The 13395-nt window shown below is 72.2% G+C and carries 11 protein-coding genes, 2 tRNA genes and 1 pseudogene; 4 read left to right on the top strand and 10 right to left on the bottom strand.

Going from position 1 to position 13395, the window contains the following annotated elements; translation table 11 throughout:
* Positions 1–22: 22 nt before the first annotated feature.
* The 4 genes from ABZ671_RS16515 to ABZ671_RS16500 form a co-directional block, all read right to left on the bottom strand.
* The gene (locus ABZ671_RS16515; RefSeq protein WP_357857938.1) at positions 23–1222 is read right to left on the bottom strand and encodes an RtcB family protein; all 1200 of its coding nucleotides are present in this window, start codon (positions 1220–1222) and stop codon (positions 23–25) included.
* 29 nt (positions 1223–1251) lie between these two features.
* Positions 1252–1325: transfer RNA gene (locus ABZ671_RS16510), tRNA-Gly, on the bottom strand.
* Positions 1326–1353: 28 nt separating this feature from the next.
* A tRNA-Glu gene (locus ABZ671_RS16505) sits at positions 1354–1426 on the bottom strand.
* A gap of 114 nt (positions 1427–1540) precedes the next feature.
* On the bottom strand, positions 1541–1663 hold the full coding sequence (locus ABZ671_RS16500) for a hypothetical protein (RefSeq protein ID WP_357857935.1): 123 nt from the start codon (positions 1661–1663) through the stop codon (positions 1541–1543).
* A gap of 434 nt (positions 1664–2097) precedes the next feature.
* Here ABZ671_RS16500 and ABZ671_RS16495 point away from each other — a divergent pair.
* Positions 2098–2340: pseudogene (locus tag ABZ671_RS16495) on the top strand (PhzF family phenazine biosynthesis protein); the annotation flags it as partial.
* 47 nt (positions 2341–2387) lie between these two features.
* On the opposite strand, the gene ABZ671_RS16490 reads toward ABZ671_RS16495, so the two are convergent.
* Positions 2388–2777, bottom strand: coding sequence for a hypothetical protein (locus ABZ671_RS16490; protein WP_357857932.1), 390 nt, complete (start codon positions 2775–2777; stop codon positions 2388–2390).
* 207 nt (positions 2778–2984) lie between these two features.
* On the opposite strand from ABZ671_RS16490, the gene ABZ671_RS16485 reads away from it, so the two are divergent.
* Both ABZ671_RS16485 and ABZ671_RS16480 read left to right on the top strand, forming a co-directional pair.
* A complete protein-coding gene (locus tag ABZ671_RS16485) occupies positions 2985–3764 on the top strand; it encodes an alpha/beta hydrolase family protein (protein WP_357857929.1) in 780 nt (259 codons plus the stop codon).
* 235 nt (positions 3765–3999) lie between these two features.
* The gene (locus ABZ671_RS16480) at positions 4000–7110 is read left to right on the top strand and encodes a S8 family serine peptidase (RefSeq protein WP_357857926.1); all 3111 of its coding nucleotides are present in this window, start codon (positions 4000–4002) and stop codon (positions 7108–7110) included.
* A gap of 151 nt (positions 7111–7261) precedes the next feature.
* Here ABZ671_RS16480 and ABZ671_RS16475 read toward each other — a convergent pair whose 3' ends face one another.
* The 3 genes from ABZ671_RS16475 to ABZ671_RS16465 all read right to left on the bottom strand — a co-directional run bounded on the left by ABZ671_RS16475 (position 7262) and on the right by ABZ671_RS16465 (position 9720).
* Entirely contained in the window at positions 7262–7768 is a 507-nt protein-coding gene (locus ABZ671_RS16475; RefSeq protein WP_357857923.1) for a DinB family protein, read from the bottom strand.
* 56 nt (positions 7769–7824) lie between these two features.
* Entirely contained in the window at positions 7825–8688 is an 864-nt protein-coding gene (locus tag ABZ671_RS16470) for a M15 family metallopeptidase (protein ID WP_357857920.1), read from the bottom strand.
* A 66-nt stretch (positions 8689–8754) separates the two neighbouring features.
* Entirely contained in the window at positions 8755–9720 is a 966-nt protein-coding gene (locus ABZ671_RS16465) for an acetylxylan esterase (RefSeq protein ID WP_357857917.1), read from the bottom strand.
* Positions 9721–9917: 197 nt separating this feature from the next.
* Here ABZ671_RS16465 and ABZ671_RS16460 point away from each other — a divergent pair, with 197 nt between their 5' ends.
* Positions 9918–10949 carry a LacI family DNA-binding transcriptional regulator gene (locus ABZ671_RS16460; RefSeq protein ID WP_357857914.1) on the top strand — a complete coding sequence of 344 codons (1032 nt, stop codon included), beginning with the start codon at positions 9918–9920 and terminating at the stop codon, positions 10947–10949.
* On the opposite strand, the gene ABZ671_RS16455 is transcribed toward ABZ671_RS16460, so the two are convergent.
* Positions 10943–12898: a copper resistance CopC family protein gene (locus ABZ671_RS16455; protein WP_357857911.1), complete on the bottom strand. Its 1956-nt coding sequence runs from the start codon at positions 12896–12898 to the stop codon at positions 10943–10945. The two genes, ABZ671_RS16460 and ABZ671_RS16455, sit on opposite strands and share 7 nt — an antisense overlap.
* A gap of 5 nt (positions 12899–12903) precedes the next feature.
* Complete coding sequence (locus tag ABZ671_RS16450; RefSeq protein ID WP_357857909.1) at positions 12904–13371, bottom strand: hypothetical protein; 468 nt, start codon at positions 13369–13371, stop codon at positions 12904–12906.
* Positions 13372–13395 lie beyond the last annotated feature (24 nt).

Genomic DNA, 13395 nt, shown 5'->3' with positions numbered 1-13395 from the left:
CCCCCGTGGGGCGCCGGCCGGTTCAACCCTTCACGCAGACCACCTGCTTGAGGTGGGCGACCACCTCGACCAGGTCCTCCTGCTGCGCCATCACCTGCGTGATGTCCTTGTACGCGCCGGGGATCTCGTCGACCACCCCGGCGTCCTTGCGGCACTCCACGCCGGCCGTCTGCGCGGCCAGGTCCGCGGTGCTGTAGGTCCGCTTCGCCTGCCCGCGCGACATCCGCCGCCCCGCGCCGTGGGACGCCGAGCAGTACGCGTCCGGGTTGCCCTTGCCGCGTACGATGTACGAGCCGGTGCCCATCGATCCGGGGATGATGCCCAGGTCGCCCTTGCCGGCCCGGATGGCGCCCTTGCGGGTCACCAGCACGTCCACCCCGTCGTACGTCTCCTCCGCGACATAGTTGTGGTGGCATGAGATGGGCTCGTCAAAAATTACGTGCGGGAACTCGTCGCGGACCACCCCGCAGAGCAGGGCGAGCATGACGGCCCGGTTGCGGTGCGCGTACTCCTGCGCCCACCAGAGATCCCGACGGTAGGCGTCCATCTCCGGGGTGCCGGCGAGGAACACCGCGAGGTCCCGGTCGGGCAGGTCGACGTTGTGCGGCAGCCCCCGGGCCACCGCCATGTGCCGCTCGGCCAGTTCCTTGCCGATGTTGCGGGACCCGGAGTGCAGCATCAGCCAGACCCGGCCGTCGTCCGGGCCACCCTGCTCCAGGCACACCTCGATGAAATGGTTGCCGCCGCCGAGGGTGCCCAGCTGGCGCTGGGCCCGGGTCTCCAGCTGCGCCACCTTCCGGTCAAGGGTGCCGAAGCGCCGCCAGAAGTCGCCCCAGCCGCGCTGCTCCAGGCCGCGAACCCGGCGCGGGTCGACCGCGTTGTCACGCATGGCGAAGCCGACCGGGATGGCCGCCTCGATCGCCGTACGCAGCGGCGCGAGGTCGTCGGGGAGATCGGCCGCGGTGAGCGAGGTACGCACCGCCGACATGCCGCAGCCGATGTCCACGCCGACCGCTGCCGGCGAGACGGCCTGCCGCATCGCGATGACCGAGCCGACGGTGGCACCCTTGCCGAAGTGCACGTCCGGCATGACGGCTACCCCCTGTACCCAGGGCAGGGCGCCGATGTTGCGCAGCTGCTTGGCCGCCTGCGCCTCGATGGCGTACGGGTCGGTCCAGACCCGGACCGGTGCCCGGGTACCGGCCAGCGGGGTGTAGCCCATCGTCGTCTCCTTGGTCTGAGGAATGTTCGAGCGGCTGGCCGGATTCGAACCGGCGATCTTCACCGTGGCGAGGTGACGCGCTGCCTGACTGCGCTACAACCGCAAGGCTGGTCCCGGAGGTGGGACCGGCGTAGGCCGTACGGGATTCGAACCCGTAGCCTCCCGGGTGAGAACCGGGTGAGCTGCCAGTTGCTCCAACGGCCCGCGCGGACGGTGGTCGCCGTCCACATTGAGCTGTACGCCCCTTGGAGCGGGTGACGAAAAAGCCGCCCGGTCCCAGGTCGCGGGGCGGGCGGCTGCGCGTGTGTCGCGCCGGCGCTAGTCGCGCCACCACCCTGGTTGCCACCGCTGCCGTCGGCAGGAGCCCACGCCGGGTTCGGCCAGCAGGGCACTGCCGCGCGGCGTGGGCCGCTCGGCCTGGGTGCGGTTCTGCTGCGACACGGTGTGCTCCCCGGATGGGTGGAACCGGCTGACGTTTGCCTGCCCACGGTAGGCGGGCCGGCGGGCCGACCGCAATGGATATTCGTACGCCGGTGTCAGCACCTGCGAGCCAGTGACGCCGGGCTCCACAGCGCGCGAAGCTCGTCGAGGACCACTGTGGCGCCGGCGCTGAGGGGTGCGATCGGGATGCGTGGCGAGATGCACCGTCGGCGCGGCTGGGAGCGGGCCGGGCACGGCGACGAGCGCGCCTTCCCGCAGCTCGGCGTACCCGGTGGCGACGGGTAGCACCGCCCAGGTGAGCGTTCCCGCCGGCAGATCGAGGTCGACCCCGGCGACAATGGTGAGTTCTTCGACGCCGAGAGGCCCCAACTCTCCGGTTCGAGGAGCAGAGCTGCTTCGGCGGTGCCGGCGCGCTCCAACTCGTACACGCGTACACGCCGCTGTTGTTCTCCAGCCGTAACCCATTTCCGCCCGGCGGTGTCGTGGAGGACTCCGCCACCGGCGCGGCCGCGGCCGCCTTCGGGGGCTACCTACGGGCCCTTCAGCTCGTGGACCTTCCGGCGCGGATCACGCTGCTGCAGGGCGTGGACATGGGCAGCCCCAGCCGCCTGCTCGTCGACGTGGCCGGCGACGACGACCGCGTGCGGGTGACCGGCAGCGCCAGACCGATCGGTTGATCGGCGTTCCGCAGGAAGGCGGTGACGCGGTGGTGACAGCCGGGCGGTTAGGCGTGGGCGACCGGGCGGCGCTTCATCTCCTCCATGAACGGGAACTGGGCGGTGAGGTCGGCGAGGGTGGCCCCGGCCCGCCACGCGGCGGCCACCTGCGCCACCTGGAGCAGGTCGGTGACGTCGCCGCGGGCCTGGACCTCGCCGGACACCCGCAGGTCGATCATGAAGTAGCGGGCCTGGGAACCGAGCCCGACGCAGACGACACCTCGCTCGGAACCCAGCTCGGCGCAGGTGAACCGGGCGCGCCCGTTATCGGGGGCGGTCACCTGGCCGAGGTCGAGCTGGTACCGGGCAGCCGTCTCGACGAGCGCGGGAGCCAGACCGCCCCGCTCGACCAGGTCCGGGTAGAGGCGCACACCCAGGGCACTCGACACGTCGCTCATGACTGACTCTCACTTCCTCGTGACAGAGACCAGCAGCACGCAGGTTACGCAGAGGTTTCCGGCGTGCTGATCATCCTGACCCTCTGGGAAGCCCCACGGCAATAGGAACGGTCAACTCGACCGCTATCGGGGAGACATCGCTGGTCGACGGCCGGGGCTGTTCGCGGCAGGTGCCGGGGACTGTGAGGGGGCGTACGATCCGGGCCCATGGCGCGGATCCGCTGTGACTTCTTCTCCGAGGCCCTCGGCATGGGCACCTCGATGACCGTGCTGCTGCCGGAACGGGCCTCGGCCGGGATCGGCATGGCCGGCGGCGCCGCCCACGGCGACCCGCCGGTGCTCTACCTGCTGCACGGCCTGAGCGACGACGACACCATCTGGACGCGGCGTACCTCCATCGAACGGTACGTCGCGCCGCTCGGTCTGGCGGTGGTGATGCCGATGGTCGCCCGGAGTTTCTACGCCGACGAGACGCACGGCAACCGCTACTGGACCTTCCTCAGCGAAGAGCTGCCCGAGGTCTGCCGCTCGTACTTCCGCCTTTCCGATCGGCGGGAGGACACCTTCGTCGCCGGCCTGTCGATGGGCGGCTACGGGGCGATGAAGTGGGCGCTGCGGGCCCCGGGCCGGTTCGCGGCGGCGGCCAGCCTCTCCGGCGCATTGGACGTCGCCCGGCGGCGGGACCATCCGACCAGCCCGCTGAACCCCGCCGTGTGGCACACCGTCTGGGGCGACCGGGAGGTGACGGGCACCGACGACGACACGGTGGCGCTGCTGGAACGCGCCGGTGACGACCTGCCCGCGTTCTACGTCGCCTGCGGCACCGAGGACTTCCTGTACGAGGACAGTGTCCGCTTCGTCGACACCGCCCGACATCGCGGGCTACCGGTCACCGTGGACTTCTCCCCCGGCGACCACGACTGGGCGTACTGGGACACGAAGATCCAGGACGTGCTGGCCTGGCTGCCGCTGCGCCATCAGGTGTGAACTCGTCGGCGCGGTCCAGGGACGAGGCTGGCTTTCCGGTCCGTCCTGAGCCGACCTCGCCGAGGGCAAGGGGGTGCCTGAGCCGTCTTGCTGCACGCCCCCGACATTGGGGACTGTCGCTACAACAAATCGGCCGGGATGTCATCCCTCCGAACGTCGGTTGTTGATCGACACCCGGCGGTGTAAACGTCACCTGAACGCTTCGCAACCATGCAAGCGTAGAAGTGGAGTAGACATGCGTCCCTGGAGACTGCTGCCCTTCACGGGCCGCCGGCGGCGAGCCGCCCGGCTTGCCGGCGTCGGGGTGCTTGCCACCAGCCTCGCCGCTCTCGGCGGTGCCACCACCCCGGCCGTCGCGGCCCCAACCCCCCGTTTCACCCCGGCTCCCGCAGGCTCCGTCGTCACCCACCTGCCCCTGGGGCTCAGCAACGCGCTGACCACGGTCATGGTCGAGCTGTCCGGCGATCCGGTCACTGTGGCCGACGCCGACGCCGCGACGCCGCTGACCAGCAGCGAGAAGCAGTCCCGCCGCAGCCAACTGCGCGCCGCGCAGGTGCCGGTCGAGAAGCGGGTGCGGGAGTTGGGCGGCAACGTCGTCGGCAACTACCAGTCCGCGTACAACGGCATCAAGGTGCGGATCCCGGCGCGCAACGCCACCGCGCTCATGGACCTGCCGAACGTGGTCGGGCTGCACCGTGTCCAGCTCATGGAGCCGGACAACGTCCGCGGCGTACCGCTGATCGGCGCGCCCGCGGTGTGGAGCGGCCTCAACGGCCTCCACGGCGAGGGCATCAAGGTCGCGGTCATCGACACCGGCATCGACTGGACCCACGCCGACTTCGGCGGGGCCGGCACCGTGGCGGCCTACGACGCGGCGCACGCCGCCGAGACCCAGCCGGCCAACCCGGCCTACTTCGGGCCCAACGCGCCGAAGGTCAAGGGCGGCATCGACCTGGTCGGCGACAGCTACAACGCCAACCCGGACAGCCCGTCGTACCAGCCGGTGCCGCACCCGGACCCGAACCCGTTGGACTGCAACGGGCACGGTACGCACGTCGCCGGCTCGGCGGTCGGCTTCGGCGTGCTCGCCGACGGCACCACCTACACCGGCCCGTACAACCAGACGACGGTCAGCGGTCACTCGTGGCTGGTCGGTCCGGGCGTCGCGCCCAAGGCCGACCTCTACGCCGTGCGGGTGTTCGGCTGCCAGGGTTCGACGGACATGACCGTCGACGCCATCGAGTGGGCCGTCAACAACGGCATGGACGTCATCAACATGTCGCTCGGTTCGCCGTTCGGCAGCGCCAAGGACCCGAGCGCGGTGGCCGCCTCCAACGCCGCCAAGGCCGGCGTCATCGTCGTGACGTCCGCCGGCAACAGCGGGCCCAACCCGTACATCACCGGCTCGCCCGGCAGCGGCACCGGCGTCATCAGCGTCGCGGCCAACGACTCGACCGCGAGCAATCCGGGTGCCCACCTGGCGTTGAGCACCGGAACCACAGTGGACGCCATCGACGCCAACGGTGCCGTGTTCACCGACGGCACCACGCTCCCGGTGAAGGTGCTCAAGACCGGCTCGGCCATCTCGCTGGGCTGCGACCCGCAGGAGTATGTCAACGCCGGCGTGACCGGCAAGATCGTCGTGGTCAAGCGCGGTACCTGTGCGCGGGTTGCGCGGGCCATCTTCGGCCAGCAGGCCGGGGCCGCGGCGGTGATCATGGTGAACACCGACAACAACCTGCCGGCGTACGAGGGCCCGATCACCGAGAACCCGGACAACGGCGACAAGTACCAGGTCACAATCCCGTTCTTCGGGGTACGGGCGAGTGACGGCACGGCACTGCTGGCCGCGGACGGCGGCTCGCTGGCGTTGTCGGCGTTCGCCATTCCGAACCCGAGCTACCTCGCCCCGGCGAGCTTCAGCTCGGGTGGCGCGCGTACCGGTGACAGCTGGCTCAAGCCGGACGTCACCGCGCCGGGCGTCGGCATCTTCTCGGCCGCCAACGGGTCGGGCAACGGCTTCTCGGTGCTGTCGGGCACGTCGATGGCTTCGCCGCACACCGCGGGCATGGCCGCCCTGGTCCGCCAGGCGCACCCGACCTGGAAGAAGGTGGAGAACTGGAAGGCCGCGATCGTCAACACGGCCGACCCCGGCCAGGTCAGCAACTACAGCACCAGGATCGCCGGCGCCGGCCTGGTCCAGGCGGTGGGGGCGACCCAGACCCAGGTCGTCGCGCTCGGTGACAAGGGCACCGCGACGCTCAACTACGGCTTCGCCGAACTGGACAAGGACTACAAGACCACGAAGACCGTCAAGCTGCACAACTTCGGTGGCGCGGCCGTCTCGTTCGACGTGGCCACGACCCGGGGGGCCGGCCAGCCGCACTCGGTCTCGCTCAACAAGACCAAGGTGACGGTACCGGCGCGCGGCGATGCGGAGGTCAAGGTCCAACTGTCCGTACCGTCGGCCACCGCAGGTGACTCGTCCAAGTTCCGCGACGTCGCCGGCCTGGTGCAGTTCACCCCGACCAGCGGCGGGAACACCGGGGTGGCGCTGCGCGTGCCGTACTACTTGGTGCCGCAGGCGGTGTCGCACATCGAGACGAAGATCGACGAGAGCAAGCTGACCAAGAACGGCTCGGCGGTCGCGACGGTGACGAACAAGAAGGGCGCCACCACGGGCGCCGCCGACTGGTACGCCTGGGGGCTGACCGACGGTAAGACCAAGGGCCTCGGCTCGAACGACGTCCACGCCGTCGGCGTGCAGGCCTTCCCGGGTGGGCTGGCGTTCGCGATCAGCACCCACCACCGCTGGTCCAACGCGGCGGCCAACGAGTTCGACATCCTGGTGGACGTCAACGGCGACGGCGTGGACGACTACGCCGTGGTCGGCTCGGACTATGGCGCGTTGACGTCGGGTTCCTTCAACGGGCTGATGGCCGTGGCGGTGTTCAACCTGAAGACCGGCGACGGCTCGATCGAGTACCTGGCCGATGCGCCGACCGACAGCAGCACCATTGTGCTGCCGGTGGACATCTCGCAGCTGTGTGACGCCTCGTCGCCGTGCCTGTCGGCGAGCAACCCTCGGCTGAGGTACCACGCGGTCGCCTTCGGCGTGACCGACGAAACCGTGGACGTGGTGAACGGCGTGGCGTCGTTCAACGCGTTCGCGCCGGCGGTCAGCACCGGCATGTTCAACGAGGTGGCTCCGGGCGCCTCGGCGACCGAGACCGTCTCGGTCAACGCGGCCGAGTTCGCCAAGACCCCGCCGCTCGGGCTGATGATCGTCAGCCACGACAACCCGAGCGCGGACGAGGCGCAGCTCATCAAGCTGAAGATGAAGTGACCGCCTGACCCGCACAAACCCATTGGCGGCCGTCCTGGATCCTGGGGCGGCCGCCACTGGCATTCCGGGCGACGTCCATGGTGATCCACTGACGGTCCGACGTTGCGGCGACGCGGGCGGACCGGGCAAGGGCTGCCTGGATAGGCGTGGGTCAGGCGCCGACGGTGCCGTCGATGGCTTCGCGGAGGAAGTCGGCGTGGCCGTTGTGCCGGGCGTACTCGTGCATCATGTGCAGCATCACCAGGCGCAGCGACACGTCCTCGCCCCACCGGGCCTGGTGGCCGGTCACGTTTAGCGACTCGGCCTCCCGCTCGATGCGGCGGGCGTGCTCCACCTCCCGTTGCCACGCCTCGAACGCCTCCGACCGGCTGGCAGTGCTCGCGTCGTACGCCTGCTGGAAGTCGCCGGTTTCCGACCAGACCAGCGGGATCTCCTCGGCGTTGATGACCCGGCGGAACCAGGTCCGTTCCACCTCTGCCATGTGCCGGACGAGGCCGAGAAGAGACAGCGTCGACGGCGGCGAGGACTGCTCGCGCAACTGCTCGTCGGTGAGGCCCGCGCACTTCATCGCCAGGGTGGCCCGGTGGTAGTCGAGGAACGCACGCAGCGTCTCCCGCTCGCCGGCCAGCAGGGGCGGGCCGATCCGTTCGGTCTCCATTGGGCGCAGCGTAGTCGATCCAGGTCGGACCGGATCATGAGCGGCCGGGGCGGCGGTCAGCGCAGCGAGGACCGGGCCACCGGGAAGTCGAAGTACGTGTCCGGGTACGGCTCGGCGGTGTAGCGGAAGTGCCACCATTCCTCGGGGTAGTTTTCGAACCCCTGCGCGGCCATCAAGCTTTTCAGCAGGTCCCGGTTGGTTCGGGCCGCCCCGGTGACCGCCGAGGCGGCGGTGTGGGCGCGCGGGTCGAAGCAGTCGAAGCCGGTGCCCATGTCGATCGAGTTGTCCGGGAAGCGGTGCCCGACGGGCGCGGTGCAGGCGACCAGCGGCTGTCCCGGCACGTACGCGGGCTGCTCAGGGGTGGGCACCGGGACCAGGGTGAGGTCGAGGGTGCTGCCCCGGCTGTGCGCGGTCGGGGCGCCGATGTAGCCGTCGGCGAAGAGCCGGTCCTTGGGCAGGTCGGGATAGAACTCACCCTTCATCTGCTGCTCGCCGGGGAGCTTGGCCCAGGCGACGAACTCGTTCACCGCCCGCTGGGGGCGGTAGCAGTCGTACACCTTCAGGCTGCGGCCCTGGGCCAGGGCGGCGGTCTGCACCCGGTGCAGCGCGTCGGCCGCCTTGCGGGTGAGCAGGCAGAGCGGTTCCGGGTAGCCGGTGATCGGCCGGCCGACGAAGTTGTGCGCGGTGGCGTACCGGATGTCGGTGCGGATGCTGGGATCGACGTCGGTGATGTTGACGAAGTCGGCGGGCGCGCGGGGTCCGGTCGGCGGGGCCGACGGCGACGGTTGCGCGGAGGGTGACGGCGACGGCGGGGGTGGCGGGCTCGGCGCGGGCCGCTGGCACCCGGCGGTGAGTGCCACGGACGCGACGGCCAGCGCCGCCGCGCAGGCTGCCGCTTTCCTGCCGGCCCGGGCTCCCACCCTGCCGTGTTTACCAGAGTCGGCGGGCTGTCGGGCCGACAACGCGACGGCCGCGATCGGCCACGGTCAGGCGCCGAGCGTCTGCCGGAGGAAGGTCAGCGCCGCCGTGTCGTCGTCGATGCCGCCCGCCTCGTGGCCGTTGTACCGCCACACCCCCAGTTCCTTCGCTCCCGCGTACGCGTTGACGGCGGCGTAGACCGTCGAGGGCGGCACGATCTCGTCCATCAGCGCGACGGAGAAGCGGGCCGGGATGGTGGCCCGCCGGGCGAAGGCGACCCCGTCGACGTAGCCGAGGGTGCGCAGCACCTGCGCCTCTCGATCACGGTGCACGGCGAGGTAGTCCCGGATCTCCCGGTAGGGATGGGCGTCGGTGACCACGATCGCCCGTGGGATGTCGCAGAGGAACGGCACGTACGCCACGACGGCCGCTAGGTCGGCCACCAGGGCGGCGACGGCCAGCGCGGTGCCCCCGCCCTGGCTGTGCCCCAGCACCGCCACCCGCGCCGCGTCCACCATCGGCAGGCCCCGCGCGGCGTCCACGGCCCGGACCCCGTCGGTGAAGAGCCGCCGATAGTAGTAGCCGTGCGGGTCCTCGATGCCCCGGGTCGCCACGCCCGGCGCCTGCGGGCCGGCTGCGGCCGGGTCGGGGGTGGCGCCCCGGCTCCAGCCGGAACCCTGACCGCGGGTGTCCATCTGCAGGTGCGCGAAGCCCGCCGAGGCCCACAGCAGGTTCTCCAGCGGGTGGCCTCGGCCGCCGCCGTAGCCGACGTACTGGACCACGGTGGGCAGTGGCCGGTCGGCGCCGCGCGGGACCCGCAACCACGCCTTGATCGGCTGCCCGGCGAACCCGGGGAAGGTGACGTCGCAGATGTCGACGGTGGTCAGCGGGGTGCTCAGCGGGGTCACCTCGACGGATCCGCCGGCCGCGCGGGCCTGGCCGATGGTGTCGGCCCAGAACCCGTCGAAGTCGTCCGGCTCGCGCAGGTCGCTGCGGTAGGCGCGCAGCTCCGCCTCAGGCAGATCGGTGTGCACTCAGACTCCTCAGGGTGCCGGGTCGCGGCATGGGCGAAATTTCCGGCAGACTTCCGGAACTCGGGGAACGCTAGAACGACCCCGAGTTGTCGTCAACCCGTCGTGCTGCGGCAAGATGGTCGGCGGGCTGGGCAGGGCGGTGCCGCCGCGTCGGCGGCAGGGTTTCGGTCGGTGTGCCGGCCGGTGGGGAGACAAGAGTGGGCGCGGACGACGAGCGCAGGGTGACCATCACCGCGATCGCCCAGGAGGCCGGCGTCTCGGTGCCCACCGTCTCCCGGGTGCTCAACGGACGGTCGGACGTCGCCCCGGGCACCCGCGAGCGGGTCGAGGAGTTGCTGCGCCACCACGGGTACCGTCGCCGCGGCAGCCGTGCGACGCGCCGGGCCAACCTGGTCGACCTGGTCTTCAACGACCTGGACAGCCCATGGGCCGTGGAGATCATCCGAGGCGTGGAGGACGTCAGTCACGCCGCCGGGGTCGGCACCGTCGTCTCCGCGATCCACCGTCAGTCCACCTCCACCCGGCAGTGGTTGCAGAACCTGCGGGCGCGCGCCTCCGACGGGGTCATCGTCGTGACCTCCCACCTGAGTCCCCCGGTGCACGCCCAGTTGCGCCGCCTCGACGTGCCCGTCGTGCTGGTCGACCCGGCAGCCGGGGTGCCGGCAACGGACGTGCCGAGCGTCGGCGCGACCAACTGGGCCGGCGGGCTCGCCGCCACCGAGCACCTGATCGGGCTCGGGCACCGCCGGATCGGCTTCGTGACCGGGCCCACGCACCTGCTGTGCAGCCGGGCGCGGCTGGACGGCTACCGGGCGGCCCTTGAGGCGGCCGGCGTGGCACTGGACGAGCGGCTGGTGCAGCCGGGCGACTTCTACCACTCCTCGGGCTTCGCGGCCGGCGCCGCCCTGCTCGACCTCGACGACCCGCCGACCGCGATCTTCGCGGCCAGCGACCAGATGGCCTTCGGGGTCTACGAGGCGGTCCGCCGGCGCGGGTTGCGGGTCGCCGACGACGTGAGCGTGGTGGGCTTCGACGACCTACCGGAGGCGCGGTGGGCGTCGCCGCCGCTGACCACGGTGCGACAGCCCCTGGCCGAGATGGGGCGGCTCGCCGCGCGCACCGTGCTGCGGCTGAGTCAGGGCGAGGAGATCGAGTCGCCCCGGGTCGAGCTGGCGACCGAGCTCGTGGTCCGGGACAGCTGCGCGGCTCCCGCCGGCGAGCGTCACTGACTGCGGCGCCTGCCGGCTTGCTCCGGGCCTGAGCTGCCGGGCCGATGCCGGCGCCACCCCCGCCAGCCGGCTATGGCCGCCACGACCGCCGCGACCAGCGTGCCCAGCAGCGCGGACCGGTCCAGCAGCGGCCGCAGCGGGGCCGCGGAGACTCGTGCCGGGGTGGCGGCGGCGTCGCCGGCCGGTACCAGCCACAGGTGGGCGTCGGTCACCGGCGGTAGTCCGTCGCGGAGCACGGTCACCCCGACCTGCCACCGGCCCGGGCTACGGATGTCGTCCACCGCCACCACCCAGCCGTCGTCGGTCCGGGTGACCGGATGCACCGCCCGTTCCCCGTTCGGGCCGGTGAGCAGCAGCGACACTCCGGTCACCGGTCCAGGGGCCGGGCGGCGGGTGTCCTCGACGCCGACGGTGACCATGTTGCGGCCCGGCCGGTTGGGGCGTACGGCGACCGTGTCGACCAGGTCCGCGACCTGCCCGCTGACCTGGGGCACGGCGCGCGGGGCGTCGGCCGTCGGGAAGGCGGGACCCCGGCCGGGTCCGGCGGCGGCCAGCGCCCCCGCCAGCCCGAGGACGGCCACGAGCAGCCCCGCCTCGGCGAGCAGGCCCCGCCGGGGCAGGTCGGACCGGCGCAGGCGACGTGCGGTTCGCAGGCCCAACAGTCCCGCCACCCCGACCGTGCCGAGTTTGGCGAGCAGCAGCAGCCCGTACGGGGAGCCGAGTAGGGCGTCGACGGTGGCCACCTGAGGGCCGGTGAGCAGCAGCCCGCTGAGCAGCAGCACGGTGAGGCAGCCCGCGGCGAGCGGCGCGAACGCGTGCAGCAGCGCGCGTAGCTGGGCGGCCCGGTCGGCCACCCGGCGGGCCGACGGCAGCAGCGCGAGCACTGCGGCCAGAACCGCGCCGGCCCAGCCGCCGGCGGCCAGCACGTGGACACCGCCGACCAGGGCGGTACGCACCGGCCCGCCCATCGAGTGACCGAGCAGCGCGGTGCCCGTGGCGGCGGCGAGCGCCCCGAGCAGCCCGACGACCAGTGTGCCGGGGACGGCGCGGAAAACAGGGCGGCCGGCGGTGCCCGACCGGGTGGCGGCGGACCGGCCGACGCCGACGCCCGAACCGGCGGGGGCGGCGGACCGGCCAGCCTCGGCACCCGGTCGGCCCGGCCCGAGCCGACGGGCAGCGGTCACCACTGCCGCGAGCAGCAGCGCGGTGCCGGCCTCGCGCAGCAGCCAGCGGCCACTGGTGAGCTGGTCGGCCAGGAGTCGCCACCGCCCGCCGCCCGCCGCGGCGAGCTGGATGGCCAGTTGCAGGGGCGCGGCGAGCAACGCCACCACCCCCGCGTACCCGGCGACCACGAGCAACCGGCGACGCAGGGCGAGATCCGCGCTGGATCCGGCCCGCCCACGACGACGGGCGTGCAGCGCGGCCAGGGCGGCGCCGCCGATGAGGACGGCCAGGCCGGCCAGGCCGAGTGCCCGGGCGACGGTCTCCCGGGGGCCGGGGCTGGCCGGGCGGGCGACGCCTGCGGCGGTGACCTGCCGGCCTACGCCGAAGACCAGGGTGCCGCTGGTGATGTGCAGGTCGTCGGAGGAAAGGGTGCGCCAGGCGACGTGGTAGGTGTTCGGCGGCAGCGGGGGCAGGCCGGCGACCAGGGTGACCGGCTCCTCGGTGCCGGCGTCCGTGGCGGGTTCCCCGTCCTCGCCGCGCAGCGCCAGCCCGGTCACCGACCATTGCCGGCCGTCGCCGTCCAACAGGCTGATCCGGGCGGCGGAGAGCTCCACCTGCTCGGTGAAGGCCAGGGTTAGCGTCTCGGGCGCCCGGTCGAGCACCGCGCCGTCCGCGGGCGCGCTGCGGACCAGGTACGCGTGGGCCTGCGCCGGCGCGGGCCCGACCAGCACGGTCAGGCCCGCCAGGGAGAGGACTGCGAACAGGCGGCCCAGTCGGCGAAGCACGAAATTCACCGCACCGGGACGTGGGCCAGCCGGCGCTGCCCCGAGGTGATCTCAATCTTGTCGCCGCGCTTGACGGCGTTGTCGTTGTTCAGATAAAGCAGGTAATAGCTCTGGCCGGGGCGCAGCTCGTGGCCCTGCTTCATCAGGGCCGCCCGCCAGGCCAGCTTGCCGGAGCGTTCGTTGCGCAGCCGCGGCGGGTGCTTGGTGTCGTTCTGGAACGCCGATGCCTTCTGGGTGTCCAGCACCACGTAGCGCAGCTCCACCAGGCCGCCGTCGCCGACCACTGCGGCCTGGGTGAAGCGGACTCCCAGGGCGCTCTCCAACTGCCCGTCCTGCGGGACGGCGTAGCCCTGCCGGGCGTCGGCGTACCCGCCGAAGCGGACGATCGACACCGCGACCAGCGCCAGCACGAGCAGTGGGAGCAGCAGCCGGCCAAGGCGGGGACGCGGGATGCGGAACGGGATCGCGGCCATCGTCAGGACTCCTCGGGGAGGGTG

It is taken from the genome of Micromonospora sp. NPDC006766 (assembly GCF_040636055.1).
Lineage (GTDB): Bacteria > Actinomycetota > Actinomycetes > Mycobacteriales > Micromonosporaceae > Micromonospora.
Note: the sequence above shows the minus strand (reverse complement) of the source record. Positions and strands in the feature narration are given on the sequence as shown.